The sequence below is a fragment of the Paraburkholderia antibiotica genome, from assembly GCF_012927125.1.
GTDB classification, from domain to species: domain Bacteria; phylum Pseudomonadota; class Gammaproteobacteria; order Burkholderiales; family Burkholderiaceae; genus Paraburkholderia; species Paraburkholderia antibiotica.
Genome location: NZ_JABBFZ010000014.1, coordinates 80,830 through 99,992 on the forward strand (window position 1 = coordinate 80,830; position 19,163 = coordinate 99,992).

19 protein-coding genes are annotated in these 19,163 nt (G+C 64.3%); 12 read left to right on the top strand and 7 right to left on the bottom strand.

What is annotated here, in order from left to right; genetic code table 11:
* Positions 1–222: 222 nt before the first annotated feature.
* Positions 223–1,107, top strand: coding sequence for a lipid A biosynthesis lauroyl acyltransferase (locus HHL14_RS21565; RefSeq protein ID WP_169499642.1), 885 nt, complete (start codon positions 223–225; stop codon positions 1,105–1,107).
* Positions 1,108–1,270: 163 nt separating this feature from the next.
* Here HHL14_RS21565 and HHL14_RS21570 read toward each other — a convergent pair whose 3' ends face one another.
* From HHL14_RS21570 to HHL14_RS21585, 4 genes are all read right to left on the bottom strand, one after another.
* Positions 1,271–1,639, bottom strand: coding sequence for a hypothetical protein (locus HHL14_RS21570; RefSeq protein ID WP_169499643.1), 369 nt, complete (start codon positions 1,637–1,639; stop codon positions 1,271–1,273).
* Positions 1,640–1,874: 235 nt separating this feature from the next.
* A complete protein-coding gene (locus HHL14_RS21575; protein WP_169499644.1) occupies positions 1,875–2,171 on the bottom strand; it encodes a hypothetical protein in 297 nt (98 codons plus the stop codon).
* Positions 2,172–2,264: 93 nt separating this feature from the next.
* On the bottom strand, positions 2,265–2,621 hold the full coding sequence (locus tag HHL14_RS21580) for a hypothetical protein (protein WP_169499645.1): 357 nt from the start codon (positions 2,619–2,621) through the stop codon (positions 2,265–2,267).
* Positions 2,622–2,633: 12 nt separating this feature from the next.
* Positions 2,634–3,419: a hypothetical protein gene (locus tag HHL14_RS21585; RefSeq protein WP_169499646.1), complete on the bottom strand. Its 786-nt coding sequence runs from the start codon at positions 3,417–3,419 to the stop codon at positions 2,634–2,636.
* Positions 3,420–3,805: 386 nt separating this feature from the next.
* Here HHL14_RS21585 and dapF point away from each other — a divergent pair, with 386 nt between their 5' ends.
* From dapF to hslU, 8 genes are all read left to right on the top strand, one after another.
* Positions 3,806–4,753: a diaminopimelate epimerase gene (dapF, locus tag HHL14_RS21590; protein ID WP_169499647.1), complete on the top strand. Its 948-nt coding sequence runs from the start codon at positions 3,806–3,808 to the stop codon at positions 4,751–4,753.
* Positions 4,754–4,810: 57 nt separating this feature from the next.
* Positions 4,811–5,551 (top strand): DUF484 family protein, encoded by a 741-nt coding sequence (locus tag HHL14_RS21595; RefSeq protein WP_169499648.1) that lies wholly within the window; start codon positions 4,811–4,813, stop codon positions 5,549–5,551.
* Positions 5,552–5,586: 35 nt separating this feature from the next.
* The gene (xerC, locus tag HHL14_RS21600; RefSeq protein WP_169499649.1) at positions 5,587–6,510 is read left to right on the top strand and encodes a tyrosine recombinase XerC; all 924 of its coding nucleotides are present in this window, start codon (positions 5,587–5,589) and stop codon (positions 6,508–6,510) included.
* Positions 6,511–6,630: 120 nt separating this feature from the next.
* Positions 6,631–7,833: a class I SAM-dependent rRNA methyltransferase gene (locus tag HHL14_RS21605; RefSeq protein ID WP_169499650.1), complete on the top strand. Its 1,203-nt coding sequence runs from the start codon at positions 6,631–6,633 to the stop codon at positions 7,831–7,833.
* Positions 7,834–8,077: 244 nt separating this feature from the next.
* Positions 8,078–9,184 (top strand): CobW family GTP-binding protein, encoded by a 1,107-nt coding sequence (locus HHL14_RS21610; protein WP_169499651.1) that lies wholly within the window; start codon positions 8,078–8,080, stop codon positions 9,182–9,184.
* A gap of 740 nt (positions 9,185–9,924) precedes the next feature.
* Positions 9,925–10,344: an RNA polymerase-binding protein DksA gene (gene dksA / locus HHL14_RS21615; protein ID WP_169499652.1), complete on the top strand. Its 420-nt coding sequence runs from the start codon at positions 9,925–9,927 to the stop codon at positions 10,342–10,344.
* 414 nt (positions 10,345–10,758) lie between these two features.
* Complete coding sequence (gene hslV / locus HHL14_RS21620) at positions 10,759–11,295, top strand: ATP-dependent protease subunit HslV (RefSeq protein ID WP_169499653.1); 537 nt, start codon at positions 10,759–10,761, stop codon at positions 11,293–11,295.
* 9 nt (positions 11,296–11,304) lie between these two features.
* Entirely contained in the window at positions 11,305–12,651 is a 1,347-nt protein-coding gene (hslU, locus tag HHL14_RS21625; RefSeq protein ID WP_169499654.1) for an ATP-dependent protease ATPase subunit HslU, read from the top strand.
* Between the two features lie 110 nt (positions 12,652–12,761).
* Here the strand turns inward: hslU and HHL14_RS21630 are convergent, their stop codons facing one another.
* Both HHL14_RS21630 and HHL14_RS21635 read right to left on the bottom strand, forming a co-directional pair.
* Positions 12,762–13,304, bottom strand: a complete 543-nt coding sequence (locus HHL14_RS21630) for a response regulator transcription factor (protein ID WP_169499655.1) — start codon at positions 13,302–13,304, stop codon at positions 12,762–12,764.
* Positions 13,301–14,608, bottom strand: a complete 1,308-nt coding sequence (locus tag HHL14_RS21635) for an ATP-binding protein (protein ID WP_169499656.1) — start codon at positions 14,606–14,608, stop codon at positions 13,301–13,303. Before HHL14_RS21635 ends, HHL14_RS21630 begins: the two co-directional genes overlap by 4 nt.
* A gap of 154 nt (positions 14,609–14,762) precedes the next feature.
* Between HHL14_RS21635 and HHL14_RS21640 the strand changes: the two genes are divergently transcribed.
* On the top strand, positions 14,763–16,400 hold the full coding sequence (locus HHL14_RS21640) for a tetratricopeptide repeat protein (protein WP_169499748.1): 1,638 nt from the start codon (positions 14,763–14,765) through the stop codon (positions 16,398–16,400).
* 49 nt (positions 16,401–16,449) lie between these two features.
* Here the strand turns inward: HHL14_RS21640 and HHL14_RS21645 are convergent, their stop codons facing one another.
* Positions 16,450–16,683, bottom strand: coding sequence for a cysteine-rich CWC family protein (locus HHL14_RS21645; protein WP_169499657.1), 234 nt, complete (start codon positions 16,681–16,683; stop codon positions 16,450–16,452).
* Positions 16,684–16,975: 292 nt separating this feature from the next.
* Between HHL14_RS21645 and argB the strand changes: the two genes are divergently transcribed.
* Positions 16,976–17,875 (top strand): acetylglutamate kinase, encoded by a 900-nt coding sequence (argB, locus tag HHL14_RS21650; RefSeq protein WP_169499658.1) that lies wholly within the window; start codon positions 16,976–16,978, stop codon positions 17,873–17,875.
* Between the two features lie 510 nt (positions 17,876–18,385).
* Positions 18,386–19,153, top strand: coding sequence for a pyrimidine 5'-nucleotidase (locus tag HHL14_RS21655; protein ID WP_169499659.1), 768 nt, complete (start codon positions 18,386–18,388; stop codon positions 19,151–19,153).
* Positions 19,154–19,163 lie beyond the last annotated feature (10 nt).

A 19,163-nucleotide genomic window follows, 5' to 3' on the forward strand; every position in this document is an offset into this window, starting at 1 on the left:
GGCGACGCTTTAGCGGATTACCTGACCGTTGGACGCCTGCCGCATGGAAACCCATGGACCGCACCCGCCGGCTTCGCCCCGCAAGTTGTCTATTAACTCGGCGAAGCCCTTATTATAGCGACTTCCCTTGAATGTCACAGAGTGTCCACGCGTGCGGTATCCCGTTACTTTTTCCGCTTCCCCGCAGTCCGTTAGTCGCGGTGCCCCCTTCGTGGAGGCCGCATGCTGAGCCGCTATGGTCCGAAGCTCGCGATCGGGCTGCTCAAACTCTTTGCGCTGTTGCCCTATGGTTTCGTCGCCCGACTCGGCGACGGGCTCGGCTGGCTGCTCTATCAGATCCCGAGCCGCCGCAAGCGCATCGTCCACACCAACCTGAAGCTGTGCTTCCCCGACTGGAGCGACGAGCGTCGCGAGGACGTCGCGCAGAAACACTTCCGGCACGCGATCCGCAGTTATCTCGAGCGCAGCGTGCAGTGGTTCGGCTCGGCGAAGAAGCTGGAGAAGCTGATCCAGCTCGACAGCGCGATCGACCTCACGGACCCGAACCTGCCGCCGACGCTCTTTCTCGGCTTTCATTTCGTCGGCATCGAGGCCGGCTCGATCTTCCTGAACTACTCGCTGAAGCGCCAATGCGGCTCGCTCTATCAGCCGATGTCGAACCCTGAACTCGAGGAAGTCGCCAAAGCGGCGCGCGCGCGTTTCGGCGCGGACATGGCAAGCCGCGCGGACAGCGCGCGTATCGTGCTGCGCTGGCTGCGCGAGCGCAAGCCGGTGATGCTCGGCGCCGACATGGACTACGGCGCGCGCAACTCGACGTTCGTGCCATTTTTCGGCGTGCCGACCTGCACGCTGACCGCGGTCGGCCGTCTCGCGAAGGTCGGACATGCGCAGGTCGTGCCGTTCATCGGCGAAGTGCTGCCGAACTACAAGGGCTACCGCCTCAAGGTCTTCAAGCCGTGGGACAACTACCCGACCGGCGACGACGACGCCGACGCGCGCCGCATGAACGAGTTTCTCGAAGAGCAGATTCCGCTGATGCCCGAGCAGTATTACTGGGTGCACAAGCGCTTCAAGACGAGGCCGCCGGGGGTGCCGGGGGTGTATTGAGCGGCGGCCTAGCCAGTTTTCGGGCGATGCGACTGGGTTCGTAATCGCTGTTCTGGCCGGGCGCCGTGATGAAAAAGCCGACTCTCGCGAGTCGGCTTTTTTGTTGCATCGTGGAAGCTGGAAGCCGCCGCAAGCTCGCCGACACGGCGTGCTCACTTTCCGGTCACGCCAGATTCGTCACGACCTCCACCGTATCGAACTCGATCGGCAATTCCGCGCCCAACGTGGCGCTTAGCGAAGCAATCGGCTTATTGGGGCGACTCTCTTTGCCGAAATACGATTTTTCTAGCGCATGAAGCGCGCGCTGATAGTCAGGGGACTCGAAATCCGTGAGCACCTTCACTTCGTAAATGATGTTCTGGATGAGGAAATCGTTTGCAAGGCAGCGCGTGGCGCCCTTGAATTGGACGCGAGCCCGGTCTTTTCCGTTGTCGAACATCAAGGCGAGTTCAACGATGCGCGCCTCTCGATCGGCTAAGACGCCCATCAAGTACCAGTCGTGAAATGCGTTGAGTTTGTTGGTGAGGTCCATCGGATGATTCCTTTCAAGGATGCCAAGGGTTGAACGGCACAACGTCATCGCTGCCGTTACAGACACCGTTGCCCCGATTGTGTGCATGGGGCTGCAATCCGTTGTGCACGTGGTCAAAGTCGAGATCGACAACGGGTTTTCTGTCATCTCCGTACAGCCGCATTTGCCCGCTACCTGGGTTTGCGTACAAGGCCCTCGGATCTCCGAGGTTCGGAGTTCCGGCGATATCGAACGCTCACTCCGACGGCGGCTCGACTGGCGTCCAGTCCATCGGCGCTTCCGTAGTAATTTCCAGGCGCTCTCGCAGTTCTGGATGTGCGTTACCGTGAGCCAGAAGGGCCATGGCGCCGAGCTTTCGGGCATCCTCGTCGGTAAACGGCGCTTGCGAGTGGTCCGGCGCGTCTGGCGGCAAGGTGAGAGTCAATGCGCGGTCGATGGCAGCCTGGACCCGTTCGCGCAGGACGACACAGAATTTCACCTGCCCGGTTTCTTTGTCGTAGAAACTGATGAATGCCGATTCCCGTTTGTTCATTGATACCCTCTACATGCCTGATAGTTGCTAAACGCACGCTGCTCACAGCAAGAAGGTGCGTGAATCCCGATGCTGTGATGGCGCGTGAGAAGCTCAGGTGACAGGTGACTCAATTTCCAGCAGATCAAATTCAATGACAAGCTCGGCTCCGCATGTTGAGACGATTTGCGCGACGCTAGCCGGTTTGCTATCAGTCCATCGTTGAGCCTTGGCCAATACCCTCTGCGCTTTCTCCCAGCGCGCAGTACCCGGTTCCAGCACATTGATTCCGTAAACAATATTCAGAAGACCGATATTTTCGAGCACACATCGATTCATTCCAACGAATGACACCGAAGCACGCCTGTCTTGCTGGTACAGGCCAAGTCTCAGCGTTTCACGCTCTGTCGAAACATGGAACGTGTCGATATACCAATCGTGGAAGTGATTAAAAGCTTTGAGGTCGTCCATAGGATTACCTTGTTACGGAAGAATTGATACCGGGTTACCGAAGTCACGTTTCAATCCGTCCCAATTATGGGAATGTGGCGCTCCGAAACCGTGGTCATGATCAAAGTCGATATCCACTGCAGCATCACCGTTGGCGTCGTATAGGCGCAATTGCCCGCTGCCCGACGGATTCGTTACCCAGGTATTGGGCGGCCCCTCCTTGATTGGCATACCGGCCAGCGTCGCATCGTCACCTTGCAGAGAATTCTCGGCATACTCAAACGGCTGCACCTCACCCAGCGGCGTCGCTACCGGCGTAGCGATGGTCCCATCCGGCAACACGTCGCCCGGACGAGCGAACCAGATCGCGAGACCATCTTCGGCCGGCAAGCGCGGCAATTTCGGGCGCTCGAACGAACGTGCGGCGCGCACGACAGGCTGCGAGCGTCCGAATAGCTGGGAGGGCGTGAAGGTCTCGTAGTACGGCCGGATTTCCTGCTCGATGGGTGCACGGCTTCTGGCCGAAGCTAGCGGCTTCGATACGACGGCAATCACGTCGCCCCGCTCGACGGTAGCCTGCAGCGTCCGCACAAGCTGTTCCGGCGTCGCGCCGCCCACCGACATACCGATGCGCGCGTCACGCATGAACTTGAGCAGCCGGCTGATCTGACGGCTATCGCGCGTCAGTTCCGACGGCGCGGCCGAGGTAACAAGCTGGCGACCGTCGCGCGCCTCGCTGCTCAAAGGGTTACCGCGATATTCCTGCCGTGTGTGGAGCATGCAGCTCCGGTGGGTTCCGACCTTGAAATCAATCGCCATCTACTTGTAATCCATCGACACGCACCGCTCCGCCGAATCTCGACAAGCATCTATACGACCATGTCACGCCGGTTCGCAGCAATCAGCGCGTTCCGATTGTGTGTAACGCTGGTCGATCCCCCCCGCCCACGACATCGCGCGCGGGCCGATGATGCAACCAGCCCGAGCCCGCACCCACCGCAGACCTCCAGCACACGCCCCCGCCCGTCTCGCCCCACCGTACCGGTTCCCGTGTGCCAGCGTGTATCATTTGCCATTGGCCAAACACGCTCGAAGGGACGCCCGGAACGGGCGTGCAACCCCGACGGCCGGCCAGACCAGCACTCCAGCTTTCCGGCTTCGCGCACACACGCGAGGCCCTACGCAGCAACGGATACACAGAAAACGTGAAGCTCAAGTTCACCAAAATGCACGGCGCCGGCAACGACTTCGTCGTGCTCGACGGCTACAGCCGGCCGGTCAACCTGACCGCCGCGCAGGTGCGCGCGCTCGCCAACCGGCACTTCGGCGTCGGCGCCGACCAGCTGCTGCTGGTCGAAAAACCGACCGTCGACGGTGTCGATTTCAGATACCGCATCTTCAATTGCGATGGCGGCGAGGTCGAGCACTGCGGCAACGGCGCGCGCTGCTTCGTCAAGTTCGTGCGCGATCGCGGTCTCACCGACCGGCGCAGCGTGCGCGTGCAGGTCCAGAAAGGCACCATCACGCTGACGATGCAGGACAACGGCGAAGTGATCGTCGATATGGGCACGCCCGTGTTCGATCCCGAGCGCGTGCCGTTTGCGACCAAGGGCCTGCAGGGCCGTCCGGAAGGCGCGGACACGCTGTGGCCGCTCGACGTCAACGGCACGACGCGCTGGATTTCGGTCGTGTCGATGGGCAATCCGCACGCGGTGCAGGTCGTCGACGACACCGAAGGGTTCCCGGTGCTCGTCGAAGGTCCCGCGATCGAGCGGCACACGCGTTTTACGCAGCGGGTCAACGCGGGCTTCATGCAGATCGTCGGCCGCAACGAGATCCGGCTGCGTGTCTACGAGCGCGGCGCGGGCGAAACGCTCGCCTGCGGCACCGGCGCGTGCGCGGCGGTCGCGGCCGGCATCCGGCGCGGTCTGCTGGACTCGCCCGTGCTGGTGCACACGCACGGCGGCGATCTGACCATCACGTGGGACATCGCGCAGCCAGGCTCGCCGCTGTTGATGGCCGGCCCCGCGACGACCGTCTTCGAAGGCGAGATCGAACTGGCCGATGAGCTGGCCGACGAGCTGGCCCATGCATCATCCGACGCCGTCGGCAACGCATCCGTGAAGCCGGCCGCTGCCGCATCCGCTGTTTAATCTCATTGACCGGCGCGCCGTCCCAAACGGCCGTCCCGTAGTCTTCTAGCCGAAACCATGAACGATCGCGAAGTCGCCGAATACCTGCTTGCCAATCCCGAATTCTTCGTCGAACACGCGGAAACGCTCGCGACGATCCGGCTCGCGAACCCGCACGGCAAAGCCGCGGTGTCGCTGCAGGAACGGCAAATGGAAATGCTGCGCGACAAGAACAAGCATCTGGAGCGCCGTCTCGCCGAACTGCTGCGCTACGGTCACGAGAACGACAGCATCGCGTCGAAATTCAATCGCTGGACGATTCGCGTGATGGCCGAGCGCGATCCGTACGCGTTGCCGCGCACGATCGCCAACGGTCTGCGCGACATCTTCGACGTGCCGCAAGCCGCGCTGCGCGTGTGGGACGTCGCCGAGCCGTACGCGCAGGCCGACTTCGCGCGCCACGTCGGCGAGGAAGTGCGCATCTTCGCGAACAGCCTGGCCACGCCGTACTGCGGCGCGAACACCGGCTTCGAGGCGGCGCAGTGGCTCGCGCCGGCGGCGAATGCAAGCGGCGCGACGAACGGCGCAAGCGTAGCCGACGAGAACGGCGCGGCCCCGGCCGAGGCCGCGCAGACCACCGAATCGATCGCGCTGCTCGCGCTGCGCGACCCCGACGGCGCCGAAGACGCACCGACCTTCGGCCTGCTGGTGATGGGTTCGGCCGACGCCCGGCGCTTCCACGACGGCATGGCCACCGACTTCCTCACCCAGATCGGCGCGCTCGCGAGCGCCGCGCTGAGCCGGCTGCTGCCGCGCTGAGTCCGGCCCCGCCCGCGCCCGCTGCCCAGCCCACCGTGACCGCCGCCGATCCGATCGCCGCCTACCTGTCGCATCTCGAACACGAGCGGCGGCTGTCGGCGCACACGCTGCGCGGCTACACGCACGAATTCGACGAACTGAAGCGGCTCGCCAACGGCCGGCCGCTCGAAAGCCTGAGCGCCGTCGATATCCGCGGCGCCGTCGCGCGCGCGCATGCGGGCGGTCTCTCCGCGCGCTCGATCGGCCATCGGCTGTCGGCGTGGCGCGCGTTCTATCGCTGGCTCGCGGGCCGTGTCGAGATGCCGGCCAATCCGGTCGCCGCCGTGCGCGCGCCGAAGCAGGCGAAGCTGCTGCCGAAGGCGCTTTCCGTCGACGATGCCGCGCGCCTGATGGACAACCCGCCCGCCAGCTCGCCCGAAGGCCTGCGCGACCACGCGATGCTCGAACTGTTCTACTCGTCGGGCCTGCGTCTCGCCGAACTGGTCGGCCTCGACGTGCGCTTCACCGAGGTCGACGGCTACCGCTCCGCCGGCTGGCTCAAGCTCGATTCCGGCGAGGTCGAAGTGCTCGGCAAGGGCAACCGGCGCCGCATCGTGCCTGTCGGCAGCAAGGCGGTCGCGGCGCTGAACGCGTGGCTCGCGGCGCGCGACCAGATGGTCCGGCACGATCCGCATCCGCTCTTTCTGTCGGTGCGCGGCAACCGGCTTTCGCCGAACGTGGTGCGCGAGCGCGTGAAGCGCGCGGCGCTCGTGGCCGGTATTCCGGCCAATGTGCATCCGCACGTGTTGCGCCATTCGTTCGCGACACACGTGCTGCAATCGAGCGGCGATCTGCGCGCCGTGCAGGAGCTGCTCGGCCACGCGAGCATCACCGCGACGCAGGTTTATACGGGGCTAGATTTCCAGCACCTCGCCCGCGTCTACGACAGCGCGCATCCGCGTGCGAAAAAACGCGACTGAAGACTGAGGGCGCGACTGACGCCCCCCCACGCGGCCTCGCGGCCAGCGTCTGAATTTCACCCGCCGCGCCGGCCTCACGGCGCGGCCCATTGCCTGATCTACCGCTTTACCGACACCCTGATGAATACCGTTACGCTCAAACCGTCGAAAGAAAAATCGCTGCTGCGCCGCCATCCGTGGGTCTATGCCAACGCGATCGAACACGTCGACGGCAAACCCGCGCCGGGCGCGACCGTGCTCGTGCGCGCGCACGACGGCCGCTTTCTCGCGCGCGCCGCGTATAGCCCGCACTCGCAGATCCGCGCGCGCGTCTGGAGCTTCGACGAAGCCGAGCCGATCGACCACGCGTTCTTCAAGCGCCGCGTGCAGCGCGCGCTCGCGCATCGTCGGACGATGGTGCGCGACACCGGCGCGGTACGGCTGATTTTCGGCGAGGCGGACGGCCTGCCGGGCCTGATCGTCGATTATTACGTTGCCGAAGACGCCGGCCAGCGCAGCCAGATCGTCTGCCAGTTCATGGCGACGGGCGTCGAGGCGTGGAAGGACGCGATCGTCGCGACACTGGTCGGCGCGACTGGCTGCCCGAACGTCTACGAACGCTCTGACGTGTCGATCCGTCAGAAGGAAGGGCTCGAGCAGATCACCGGTGTGCTCGCGGGCGAGCCGCCGTCGGAGCAGTTGATCGCGAGCGAAAACGGCGTGCGCTATCACGTCGACGTGCGCAACGGCCACAAGACCGGCTTCTACGTCGATCAACGCGACAACCGCCTGCTCGTGCAGCAGCTCGCGCAGGATCGCGACGTGCTGAACTGCTTCTGCTACACCGGCGGTTTTTCGTTGGCGGCGTTGAAGGGAGGCGCGAAACGCGTGGTGTCGGTCGATTCGTCCGGCGAAGCTTTGGCGATCGCGCAGCGCAACGTCGAGGCCAACGGCTTCGACGCCGAGCGCGCGACATGGCTCGACGCCGACGCGTTCAAGACGCTGCGCCGCCTTTACGACGAAGGCGAGCGCTTCGATCTGATCGTGCTCGATCCGCCGAAATTCGCGCCGTCGCGCGAGCATGTGGACCGCGCGTCGCGCGCGTACAAGGACATCAATCTGACGGGTCTCAAGCTGCTGCGACCGGGCGGCCTGCTGTTCACCTACTCGTGCTCGGGCGCGATCGACCCGGAGTTGTTCCAGAAGATCGTCGCCAGCGCGGCCTCCGACGCGCGGGTCGATGCGCGCATCCTCAAGCGGCTCGGCGCGGGCGTCGATCATCCGCTGCTGACCGCGTTCCCGGAAGGCGAGTATCTGAAGGGCCTGCTGTTGCAAGTCGCCTGATCGCCCTTATGTACGGTCGATTACGCATGCCGGCGACAGCAACGGCAGGCGTCGGCGCAGACGAACCTCGACCCGGCCTCAACCGGCCGCGCCCAGTCCGACCTGCGCCCGCCTGGCAAATATGTTTCAATATCCGGCTGGACTGGGCCGCGCGCCGACCGGCTGCCGCGCCCACCTTATGCATCCGGCTAGCCTCGCGCTAGCGTTCGATCACGCACCGTTTCACGACTTACAGGCGACCCACATGATCCCAGTCACCATCCTGACCGGCTTTCTCGGCAGCGGCAAAACCACCCTGCTCAAGCGCATCCTGAACGAAAAGCACGGCATGAAGATCGCCGTCATCGAGAACGAGTTCGGCGAAGAGAACATCGACAACGACATCCTCGTGCAGGACAGCAACGAGCAGATCATCCAGATGAGCAACGGCTGCATCTGCTGCACGATTCGCGGCGACCTGTCGCGCGTGCTGGGCGATCTGGCCGCGAAGAAGCAGGCGGGCGAAGTGGACTTCGACCGCGTCGTGATCGAAACCACCGGCCTCGCGAATCCGGGCCCGGTCGCGCAGACCTTCTTCATGGACGACCAGATCGCGAGCGAATTCCTGCTCGACGCGATCATCACACTGGTCGACGCGAAGCACGCAAACCATCAGCTCGACGAACACGAAGTGGTGCAGCGCCAGGTCGGTTTCGCGGACCGCCTGTTCATCACCAAGGCCGACCTGGTCGATGAAAAGCACATCGCCGATCTGCGTCACCGTCTGCTGCACATGAACCCGAAGGCGGCGATCAAGGTCGTCAATTTCGGCGAAGCGGACATCAAGGAAATCTTCGATCTGCGCGGCTTCAACCTCAATTCGAAGCTCGAAATCGATCCGGACTTCCTGACCGAAGACGAACACGCGCACAGCCACGCGCATGCGCACGACGAGCACGGCCATACCCACGCCGATCACGACCATGACCACGATCACGCGAACTGCGATCACGACCATGGTCATTGCGATCACGAAGGCCACGACCACGCGCATCACCACCATGCGCATCACGACGACAAGATCAAGTCGTTCGTGTACCGCAGCGACCGTCCGTTCGACGCGAACAAGCTCGAGGACTTCCTCGGCGGCATTCTGCAGATCTACGGCGAGCATCTGCTGCGCTACAAGGGCGTGCTGTACATGAAGGGCGTCGATCGCAAGGTCGTGTTCCAGGGCGTGCATCAGATGATGGGTAGCGATCTGGCCGCCAAATGGCAGCCGGCCGAGAAGAAGACCAACAAGATGGTGTTTATCGGCATCGATCTGCCGCGCGATCTGATCACCGACGGTCTCGACGCCTGCCTCGCCTGAGCGGACCGCACACCGGGCTCGCGCCGGCCGACGCCGCGCAGGCCCGGCGATCCGCCAGCCGGGCTGCCGAACGCGGGAAGCGGCATGCGCCGTGCTACTTGCATGCACATCCGCTCGCTACGGGCGCTGGTCGCCGCAGCCCTACGCGACGCGCAACGCCGAGTTAATCGTCTGCTGAAAATACCGGGCGACTCGCATCACGCTGCCCGACGGCCGCATTTGGACGCCGCTCACGTGAAAAGCGCGTGAAAACCCTGCTGTATGAATACGTGCACGACCATCGCTTTTTGCTCTTGTGCGCGTTATATTTTCGGGATATCAATGCGCCGCAGACAGATTTTCGGCAGATGCGGTAGCGGATTGTGATTCAGTTACAATACGTGCCCACTGGAGAATGACAACGAATTGCCCGGTCGCGCGTATCCCGCGACGGGCCAGAAACGGCGCCGGAAAATCTTGTCCGGAGACACGCCGAAAATGCCGGCGGGCAAGGCCTGAAAGGGCACGCGCTTGCCGGCAAGCGATGCCTCAGGAGCACTGAGAATCGGTTTCCAGAGGAGTTCGGCCCCGCAGCGGCGTAGCTAGCAAGGCCCGGCGTTTGGCCGCCTGGCGCTTCGGCGTCACGACAGCCCATCGTTCGTGGCCACCCTGCGCTGCGCGTCCGCGCGACGCCTTTGCGGGCTATACGAGAGTGCGGGCACTATGTAAGAGTTTTGCCTCACATTGAAGAAGTAAGCCAGATGACGACGAAACGACTCTTGACCGAAGCCGAAATCCTGAAGATGAGCGACAAGGATTACATGAATGAGGATCAGCTCGCCTTCTTCAAGAACAAGCTCGAACAGCTGCAGGCGGACATTCTCCGCAATGCCGGCCAGACGACCGAGAACCTGCGCGAAACGGTAATCGTGCCGGACCCGGCCGACCGCGCAACGATCGAGGAAGAGCATGCGCTCGAACTGCGCACGCGCGACCGCGAACGCAAGCTGCTGAAGAAAGTGCAGCAATCGATCGCACGCATCGACGCGGGTGAATACGGCTGGTGCGAAGAAACCGGCGAACCGATCGGCATTCCGCGTCTGCTCGCGCGCCCCACGGCTACGCTGTCGCTCGAAGCCCAGGAGCGCCGCGAACTGCGCCAGAAGCTGTTCGGCGACTGATCAGCTGCGGCGCGGCTTCGGCTCCGCGCCCTGAAAACGCTGCTTCGTCGAGAGGCGCACGGAGAACCGTGCGCCTTTTCTTTTTGTGTCAATTTCTGTGAAGATTCGCCGTGAGTTCGCGGTAAGCCGCCCTCCAGAGGCCGTCCTTGCGCCTCACGCGTCCGCCGTCCGGTGAACGCACCGCCTTGCCCCCTCAGCGCAACCTCTCCGCGTCCTCCTTTCTGCCTCTCACGCACTCGATGCGCCGTTTTTTGTCCTATGCCTTTTGGCGGATCTTGATATGAAGGCGTGCGCCCTAAAATAGATCGGACATGCGCTCACGAGCGCGCCAGCCGGCGCGCCGTCCGCTGACAGGATTCATGCGGTGGCGCGCCGCGCCGCCGTGTCCTACCCGTTTTGCAAAGAGGAACGCATATGGAGCAATTTCACGGCACGACGATCGTTTCCGTGCGCCGCGGCAACAAGGTCGCGCTCGGCGGCGACGGCCAGGTGACGCTCGGCAACATCGTCATGAAAGGCGGCGCCAGGAAAGTCCGGCGCATCTATAACGGCAAGGTGCTGGTCGGCTTCGCTGGCGGCACGGCCGACGCCTTCTCGCTACTCGACCGCTTCGAGGCGAAGCTGGAAAAACATCAGGGCAATCTGACGCGCGCCGCCGTGGAGCTCGCGAAAGACTGGCGCACCGACCGCATGCTGCGCCGCCTCGAAGCAATGCTGATCACCGCGGACGCCACCACCACGCTCGTCATCACCGGCAACGGCGACGTGCTCGACCCCGAAGGCGGCATCTGCGCGATCGGCTCGGGTGGCGCGTATGCGCAGGCGGCCGCGAAAGCGCTCGCGGACAACACCGAGCTGTCGCCGCGCGACATCGTGGAGAAGTCGCTGGAGATTGCCGGCGACATGTGCATCTACACGAACCACAACCGCGTCATTGAGACGATCGAGTAAGGACCCACGATGAGCACCATGACCCCCGCCGAGATCGTCTCAGAACTCGACAAACACATCATCGGCCAAGGCCGCGCGAAGAAAGCCGTGGCTGTCGCGCTGCGCAACCGCTGGCGCCGTCAGCAGGTCGAGGATCCGCTGCGCCAGGAAATCACGCCGAAGAACATTCTGATGATCGGACCGACCGGCGTCGGCAAAACCGAAATCGCGCGGCGTCTTGCGAAGCTCGCGGACGCGCCGTTCATCAAGATCGAAGCGACCAAGTTCACCGAAGTCGGTTACGTGGGCCGCGACGTCGACAGCATCGTGCGCGACCTGATCGAGATTTCGGTCAAGCAGACCCGCGAAACGGAAATGCGCAAAGTGCGGACCAAGGCGGGCGACCTCGCCGAAGACCGCATTCTCGACATCCTGCTGCCCACCGCCCGCCCGGTCGGCTTCGGTTCGAGTTCGAGCGCGACCGACACCGCCGACGAGGGCAGCAGCACGCGCCAGACCTTCCGCAAGCGTCTGCGCGAAGGCGCGCTCGACGACAAGGAAATCGAGCTCGACGTCGAGCAGCCGCAGGTCGGCATGGACATCATGGGGCCGCCGGGCATGGAAGACATGACCGAGCAGATCCGTTCGATGTTCGCCAACATCGGCGGCGGCAAGAAAACGCGCCGCAAGATGAAGGTGAAAGAAGCGCTGAAGGTGCTCACCGACGAAGAAGCCGGCAAGATGCTGAACGACGAAGAGGTGAAGACCAAGGCGGTGCAGAACGTCGAACAGAACGGCATCGTGTTCCTCGACGAAATCGACAAGATCGCGTCGCGCAACGAAGCCGGCGGCGGCGAGGTATCGCGTCAGGGCGTACAGCGCGATCTGCTGCCGCTCGTCGAAGGCACGACGATCAACACCAAGTACGGCATGGTGAAGACCGACCACATCCTGTTCATCGCGAGCGGCGCGTTCCATCTCGCGAAGCCGAGCGATCTGATCCCCGAGCTGCAAGGGCGCTTTCCGATTCGCGTCGAACTCGACTCGCTGTCGGTGAAAGACTTCGAATCGATCCTCGTGTCGACCGATGCAAGCCTCGTCAAGCAGTACCAGGCCCTACTCGCGACCGAAGACGTGCACCTCGAATTCGCCGACGACGGCATTCGTCGTCTCGCCGAAATCGCCTACTCGGTCAACGAGAAGACCGAGAACATCGGCGCGCGGCGTCTCTATACGGTGATCGAAAAGCTGCTCGAGGAAGTGTCGTTCTCGGCCGGCAATCATTCGGGCCACACGGTGCATGTCGACGCGGCGTATGTCGATCGCGCGCTCAACGAAGTCGCCGACGACGAAGACCTGTCGCGCTACGTGCTGTGATAACACAAAGCGCTGACGCGTAAAAAACGGGCTGCCCTGCAAAGGCAGCCCGTTCTGTTTTTGCGTGGCGGGATGCGCCACGCCGACAGTCACCGCATCCGGCCCGGCGTTTATTGCTTGACCGGCCGCTTCGCGAGCTTGCGCTGCAGAGTCCGTCGATGCATGTTCAGCGCCCGCGCGGTCGCCGAAATATTGCCGCCGTTGTCGGCGAGCACGCGCTGGATATGCTCCCATTCGAGCCGCGCCACCGACAGCGGCTGAGGATGCTCGATCGCCTCCTCCGCCTGCAACGCGCTCGCCTCGCTTTGCAGCGCGGAGAGAATCGTCTCGACGTTGGCCGGCTTCGCCAGATAGTTATCCGCGCCGTCCTTGACCGCCTGCACCGCGGTCGCAATGCTCGCGTAGCCGGTCAGCACCAGCATGCGCGCATCGGGCTGCAGATCGCGCAACGGCGCGACGAGCGTGAGACCGGAGTCGTTGCCGAGATGCAGGTCGACGGTGATCTCGCTGAACTTCTGCTGATTTGCGAGCCGGATCGCTTCGTCCGCGTTGTGCGCCTCGCTCACCGTGTAGCCGCGCCGCGTCAAACCACGAGCGAGGATGCCGGAGAACACTTCGTCATCGTCGATCACCAGAAAATTCTTTTCGCTCATGCCTGTTTCTCCGTGTTGGATGGCGCGGCGCCTTGCTGGCTCCCGCCGGAAATTTTGCGCGCGGCGATCGGCAATCGCAGCACCGCGCGCGTGCCACGCGGTTTTGCCGCGCTGACGTCGGTCAACTCGATCGATCCTTTCAGACGCGCCGCCGCCGAGAACGCCAGGTACAACCCGACGCCATGGCCGCCCTGCGTGCTGTCCACCGGCATCGTGCCGAGCGAGCCGCGCAGCGCCGCCGGAATGCCCGGGCCGGCGTCGCACACTTCGAACACGATCTGATCGCCGCGCGCTGCCAGCGCACACGACAACGTGACGTGATCGCGGCTCGCGCGCGCGGCGTTGTCGAGCAGGATCGTCAGGATCTGGCTGACGGCCACCGTGTCGTCGAGATTCACGTCGGCGGGCGGCGTGCCGGGACGCTCGAACTTCACGTGCGGATGACGCAGCCGCCATTGCTCGGAGAACGATTCGAGCCACTTGCCGACGGGCTGGCGGTTCGTCGTCGTCGCGCGGCTGCGCAGGCGCGCAAGCGCGGACGTACATAGCGTCATCTGCTGTTCGAGCAATTCGAGATCGGCGCTGTACGGCGCGAGGCCCTGGTCGGTACGCGCGGCGTCGCGTAATTCTTCGGACAACATGGCGATTGTAGACAGAGGCGTCCCGATTTCGTGTGCCACGGTGGCCGCCTGCACGCCGAGCGCGACCGCCCGTTCGTCGTGAAGCAAGCGCTGCTGCGCATCTCCAAGCGCTGCGTCACGTAGCCGCAGCGCCCTCGACATGCGCGCGACGAACCATGCGATCAGCCCGACGCTCACCATGAAGTTGACCCACATGCCGGCACGGTAATACTCGAACAGGTTCGCGGGATTGTCGAGATTGAGCGGCACGGAATCGAAACTGAGCATCGCGTAGCAGGCGACCGCGAACGCGGCGAGCCAGGCCATCAGATACCACGGCAACACGGCCGCGGCGATCGCGAGCGACGGCAAGTACAGCGAAACAAACGGATTGGTGGTACCGCCGGACAGGAACAGCAACGCGGACAACGCGCCGAGGTCGACCCAGATCTGGCCGAACAGCTCGATGTTCGACTCGGGCCGCTGCTGCGAGACCCGCCACCACGTGAGCGCGTTGAACAGCACTTCCAGCGCGATCACGAGCAGCATCGCGGACAGCGGCAGCTTGACGCCGATGAAGATCTGCACGAACGCGATCGTCAGCAGTTGACCGATGATCGCGAGACTGCGCAGCCAGAACAGATGACCGAGGTTGACCCGGCCGGTGTTGGTTATACGATGCATGACCTCAGGGTCTGTGGCGTATGTGAACAGACCCTAGTCTACCCGTTCGGACACGTCCCGCGACCACGCGGCCCGAGTGCCGGTAACATGTCTGTCTTCGAGATGATGTCGCGCAGACCGGGCGACATCGATGGCTACTCCGCGCAACCTGTTCATGCTACCCACCTCCGACCGCGAAGCCGACGCTTCCTCCGCATTCCTGACTTTTCTGCGCGCCGCCGCCGCGGCGAGAGCAAATGGCGCGACAGCGCGCGAAACCAGTTACCTCGATGCCGCCGCCAGGCTGCATCCGCTCGACGACGCCTCGCTCGACGCGCTGGTCGCCACGCTGCTCGCGCAGCAGCGCCATGCGGAAGCGGTCGAGCTCGGCGCTCTCGTCGCCCAACTCGATCCGCACAGCGCCCTCGCGCAGTTCCGCGCCGGCTACACGCTGCAGATGGCCAACCGGCATGCCGACGCGATCGTGCCGTATCGTCGCGCGCTGGCGCGCGATCCAGCGTTGCCGCAGTTGCGCAACAACCTGGCCGGCGCGCTGATGCTCACCGGCGGCGATCTTCACGAACAGCTCGCGCTGCTCGAAAGCGCGGTCCGCGATGCTCCCGAAGATGCCAACGCGTGGATCAATCTCGCCAACGCGTATCGCAAGAGTCTCGACCTGCCGCGCGCACTCGAGGCCGGCGCACAAGCCGTGCAGCGCGCGCCGCAAAGCCCGCTCGCCCACAACAACTACGCGCTGACGCTACGTGAAGCGCAACGCTGGGACGACGCCGAACGGGCCGCGGTGACGGCCAGTGAACTCGCGCCGCAGAACCCCACGATGCGCTCGAACCTCGGCATGCAGCAACTCGTGCGCGGCAACTATGCGCAGGGATGGCCGTCGCACGAATCGCGCTGGGAGGGCTCGCTGGAACTCGGCGGCAATCGGCCGGTGATGCCGGCGCCAACCTGGCGCGGCGAATCGCTCGCGGGCAAGACGCTGCTGGTCTGGGGCGAACAGGGCATGGGCGATGTGCTGCAGTTCAGCCGTTACATCCCGATGCTGGCCGAGCGCGTTCATCGCGAAGGCGGCCGTCTTTTGTGGAACTCGTTTCCGCAAATGGGCGAGTTGCTCGTCCGCAGTCTCGGTGCTTACGTGGACGCCTATTCGTCCGGCGGCGGCATCGAATCCCTGCCGCCGATGGACTACGAAATTCCGCTGCTGAGCCTGCCACTGATCTTCGACACGCGCGAAGAGACGATTCCGGCCGCCTCGCCGTATCTGTTCGCCGACCCGGCCGCCTGCGAGTCGTGGCGCAAGCGCCTTGCCGGCGGGCGTCGCCTGAAGGTCGGACTCACGTGGACCGGCAGCCGCGGCCATCAGCGCAATCCGTATCGCAGCGTCGGCTGGCAGCGCTACGCCCAGTATTTCGCCGGTATCGACAACGTCACCTTCTATTCGCTGCAGCCCGGTGCGGCCGCCGAGGTCGCCGCCGCCCACGAGGCCGGCCTGCGGATGATCGATCACACCGCCAGCTTCGCAAGCTTCGACGACACCGCCGCGTTCGTCGGCGCGCTCGACCTCGTGATCACCGTCTGCACGTCGGTTGCGCATCTGAGCGGCGCGCTCGGGCAGCGCACCTGGGTCCTGCTCGACGTCAATCCGCACTGGGTCTGGTTGCTCGAGCGCAGCGACAGCCCGTGGTATCCGAGCGCAACGCTGTACCGACAGCCGCGCTTCGGCGAATGGGAGCCGGCGTTGCAGGCCGTGGCTCACGATCTGCGGAAATTGGCGGCGCAGCATCACGGCAAGTAGGGGCAGCGAATCCGACTCGTTCGGACTCGCTCAGACCCGCTCCGCTCCGTCAGCCCCGCTCGTCCCCCGTCTCACCCCGCGCCGCCCGCGCGATCTCCGCCGCGAGGCACTCCGGGCACAGACACCGGCTCTTCGGGTCGAGCCGCTCGGCCGGCAACGGTGGTAACGCGCGGCACCAGCACTGGCCCGGCGTCATCTGCATACCGCAGTCGAATGCGGTGCCACAACGTGGGCAGCGCGGACAACGCGCGCTACGTTCGGAACGGGTGGAAGACGGACTCATCGTAAAGCGGGAAATTGGGCTTCGGACACAAGGACAATGCAGGGCCATGGACATCGGTCAGACCATGATGCCACGATCGATGCCCCCAGGGGCAGTCGTCCGTTCGGCCGATTCACAACCGTCATTCAAGCGCGTTAAGCTTGCTGCTCGACCCGCCTCCTGGGCCCGTCGTGGTGCGGCACGCCAGGCCCGCACCGCCCGTCGCTTGCGTCGCTGCCGAAAACCCTGTTGCAGCGCGCCAGTCCTGTACAATTCGCGCTGTTTTAACTGTTCCGTGCCCGAGCCTGCCGCCATGTCCGAGCTTCCCGACCTTTCGCAGATTGCGCCCACCCTGAAAGCCGAAATTCTGGCCGAGGCGCTGCCTTATATCCGTCAATATCACGGTAAAACCGTGGTCATCAAATACGGCGGCAACGCCATGACCGAGGAGCGTCTGAAGCAGGGCTTCGCGCGCGACGTGATTCTGCTGAAGCTGGTCGGCATCAACCCGGTCATCGTGCACGGCGGCGGTCCGCAAATCGACCAGGCGCTGAAGAAAATCGGCAAACAGGGCACGTTCATCCAGGGCATGCGCGTCACCGACGAAGAGACGATGGAAGTCGTCGAATGGGTGCTCGGCGGCGAGGTGCAGCAGGACATCGTGATGCTGATCAACCACTTCGGCGGCCATGCGGTCGGCCTGACCGGCAAGGACGGCGGCCTGATCCACGCTCGCAAGATGCTGATGCCGGATCGCGACAATCCTGGCCAATACGTCGACATCGGCCAGGTCGGCGAAGTCGAATCGATCAACCCGGCCGTGGTGAAGGCGCTGCAGGACGACGCGTTCATTCCGGTGATCTCGCCGATCGGCACGGGTGAAGACGGTCTGTCGTACAACATCAACGCGGACCTCGTCGCGGGCAAGCTGGCGGTCGTGCTGAACGCCGAAAAACTCGTGATGATGACCAACATCCCGGGCGTGATGGACAAGGAAGGCAATCTGCTGACCGATCTGTCGGCACGCGAAATCGACGGGCTGTTCGCCGACGGCACGATCTCCGGCGGCATGCTGCCGAAAATCTCGTCCGCGCTGGATGCGGCGAAGAGCGGCGTGCGCTCGGTGCACATCATCGACGGCCGCATCGAACACTCGGTGCTGCTCGAGATTCTGACCGAACAGCCGTTCGGCACGATGATCCGCTCGCACTGATCGCGGCGGCAAACCCGGCATAAGCGGCGCAACGCTTGTGCCGGTCAATCGGGCACGGGCGTCGAATGCGGCGCGGGTTCGCCGAGCGGGCGGCAGTTGTAACGGCGTGAGCGGTGCGGGCTGTAGCGCGGGCCGCTCGGCCTGATTCGCGGAGGCGGCCTGATTCGCGGAGGCGGCCTGGTTGGCGGAGATGGTCTGATTCGCTGAGGCGGTCCGGTTGGCAAACGCGGCCTGATTCGCCGGCTTGAGCGGGATTGGTTAGCTCAAGCGGCCGGGTCAGCTGACTACCGCGGCAGCATGCACAGGCAGGCGCGGCCGAACAACGGACAGCCTCGCTCACCGCACGGCTTGCCAGCCGGCCGCCCCGGCTCTCCAGCCCAACAGCTGGACAAGCCGGACAGCCACACCGCGCGCCTCGCCCAAGCCCCCGCGGGCACCACGAATTCCGCCCGTCCCACCATCCAGCAGCGCTGGCCCGAGCATCCGTTAGCGTCTGAAGGCCTCCACATCATGCGCACTTCCACTTCGCGACGCCGTCGTCCGCACATCGCGGGCGGTAAGCCCGTCTGGCTGTTCGATCTCGACAACACGCTGCACCGCGCGTCGCATGCGATTTTTCCGGCGATCAATCACGGAATGACGCAATACATCATCGACGCGCTGCAGGTCGACATCGAAGAAGCGAACCGTCTGCGCACCGGCTACACGCAGCGCTACGGCGCGGCGCTGCTTGGCCTCACGCGCCATCATGCGCTCGACGCGCACGACTTCCTGAAAGTCGCCCACACCTTCCCCGACCTCGGCTCGATGATCCGCCACGAACGCGGCGTCGCGCGTCTGGTCGCCGCGCTGCCCGGCCGCAAGATCGTGCTGACCAACGCGCCCGAGACCTACGCGCGCGCGGTGCTCGCCGAGTTACGCATCGAGCGGCTGTTCGAGCGCGTGATCGCGATCGAGCACATGCGCGACCGCCGTCAATGGCGCGCGAAGCCCGATCACGCGATGCTGCGCAAGGCGATGCGCGACGCGCACGTATCGCTGAACGACGCGATCCTCGTCGAGGACACGCGCTCGCATCTGAAGAACTACCGGCGGCTCGGCATCCGCACCGTGTGGATCACCGGGCATCTGTCGCGCAAGCCGCACGCGGACGGCGTGCCAACGCGCCTGCCGGGCACCGGGCGGCCGCACTATGTCGACCGCAGCATTCGTTCGTTAAAATCGCTACGACCGGGCGTGCGCCTGGTTCGAAGGACGGAACGCAAGCCGGGACAGTAGGAACGAAAGC

Coding starts and splice junctions, on each gene's coding strand:
- argB (WP_169499658.1), top strand. CDS start 16,976: ATGTCCGAGCTTCCCGACCTTTCGCAGATTGCGCCCACCCTGAAAGCC.
- hslV (WP_169499653.1), top strand. CDS start 10,759: ATGGAGCAATTTCACGGCACGACGATCGTTTCCGTGCGCCGCGGCAAC.
- HHL14_RS21630 (WP_169499655.1), bottom strand. CDS start 13,304: ATGAGCGAAAAGAATTTTCTGGTGATCGACGATGACGAAGTGTTCTCC.
- HHL14_RS21640 (WP_169499748.1), top strand. CDS start 14,763: ATGCTACCCACCTCCGACCGCGAAGCCGACGCTTCCTCCGCATTCCTG.
- HHL14_RS21570 (WP_169499643.1), bottom strand. CDS start 1,639: ATGGACCTCACCAACAAACTCAACGCATTTCACGACTGGTACTTGATG.
- HHL14_RS21575 (WP_169499644.1), bottom strand. CDS start 2,171: ATGAACAAACGGGAATCGGCATTCATCAGTTTCTACGACAAAGAAACC.
- HHL14_RS21605 (WP_169499650.1), top strand. CDS start 6,631: ATGAATACCGTTACGCTCAAACCGTCGAAAGAAAAATCGCTGCTGCGC.
- HHL14_RS21645 (WP_169499657.1), bottom strand. CDS start 16,683: ATGAGTCCGTCTTCCACCCGTTCCGAACGTAGCGCGCGTTGTCCGCGC.
- HHL14_RS21595 (WP_169499648.1), top strand. CDS start 4,811: ATGAACGATCGCGAAGTCGCCGAATACCTGCTTGCCAATCCCGAATTC.
- hslU (WP_169499654.1), top strand. CDS start 11,305: ATGAGCACCATGACCCCCGCCGAGATCGTCTCAGAACTCGACAAACAC.
- dksA (WP_169499652.1), top strand. CDS start 9,925: ATGACGACGAAACGACTCTTGACCGAAGCCGAAATCCTGAAGATGAGC.
- HHL14_RS21635 (WP_169499656.1), bottom strand. CDS start 14,608: ATGCATCGTATAACCAACACCGGCCGGGTCAACCTCGGTCATCTGTTC.
- HHL14_RS21655 (WP_169499659.1), top strand. CDS start 18,386: ATGCGCACTTCCACTTCGCGACGCCGTCGTCCGCACATCGCGGGCGGT.
- HHL14_RS21585 (WP_169499646.1), bottom strand. CDS start 3,419: ATGGCGATTGATTTCAAGGTCGGAACCCACCGGAGCTGCATGCTCCAC.
- HHL14_RS21610 (WP_169499651.1), top strand. CDS start 8,078: ATGATCCCAGTCACCATCCTGACCGGCTTTCTCGGCAGCGGCAAAACC.
- HHL14_RS21565 (WP_169499642.1), top strand. CDS start 223: ATGCTGAGCCGCTATGGTCCGAAGCTCGCGATCGGGCTGCTCAAACTC.
- HHL14_RS21580 (WP_169499645.1), bottom strand. CDS start 2,621: ATGGACGACCTCAAAGCTTTTAATCACTTCCACGATTGGTATATCGAC.